At 46.5% G+C, this 851-nt stretch carries 2 protein-coding genes; one reads left to right on the forward strand and one right to left on the reverse strand.

The genetic code is table 11. The features are described from left to right. Positions 1–246 (forward strand): phosphoribosyltransferase family protein (locus tag ACTHS3_RS15930; protein WP_440368496.1); only part of this gene is annotated, 246 nt, incomplete at its 5' end. A gap of 49 nt (positions 247–295) precedes the next feature. Here the strand turns inward: ACTHS3_RS15930 and ACTHS3_RS15935 are convergent. Further along, the coding region (locus tag ACTHS3_RS15935) for a toxin-antitoxin system YwqK family antitoxin (RefSeq protein WP_440368497.1) at positions 296–851 on the reverse strand (556 nt) is incomplete at its 5' end.

The following is an 851-nucleotide window of genomic DNA, read 5'->3' on the forward strand; positions in this document are numbered from 1 at the left end:
TATGGCGAAGCAACGGTAGAAATCCATACCGACGCCATCAAGCCGGGCGCACGCGTTTTGTTGGTAGATGATTTGGTAGCAACCGGCGGCACAATGCTGGCAGGTGTCGAGCTGATCCGCAAACTGGGGGGCGAAGTAATCGAAGCGGCTGCCATTTTGGAATTTACCGACTTGGACGGCGGCAAAAAAATCCGCGAAAGCGGCGCGCCGTTATTTACCCTATGCCAAAACAAAGGCTGTATGTAACACACAAAAAACCGCAAGCCGATCAGCCTGCGGTTTTTTATTGTCAAAATTACTCGAGAACGTATCCGTCTGTATCCCAAAAGGTTTTTCTCACCAACTGATCGTCTTTATAAACCAACTCGGATTTCTTCGCACCATCATCATACCAATCCAAAATAATGCCACTGCGTTTGCCGTTGCGAATACTCAATTCAGACACAATGCGACCATTTTCATCCCAACTGATAATCTCCGTCGGTTTATCATTACTCATCATCATTTCGGTTTTCGGGCTGCCGTCTGAATACCATTGTTTCCAATAACCATTTGCCTTATCGTGCTTGAATTGGATTTCGCTTTCTTTGACGCCGTTGCGGTAATAACGAGAGCCTACGCCCTCACTCAAACCGTTTTGATAAGGCATGACCGCAGATTTTTTGCCGTTTGGATACCAGTTAATCCACTCGCCGTGCGGCTTGCCGTTGCGATAGCTGCCAACCATCTTTTTCTGCCCGTTAAAATGCCACAGGGTTAATGTGCCATTATCCAATGCCGGCACAAAAACCTTAATCTGACCAGCAGGTATCTCGTACGGATCAGAATATTTTTTCATTGATGGATAGTAA

This window comes from Neisseria sp. P0009.S007 (assembly GCF_051962515.1).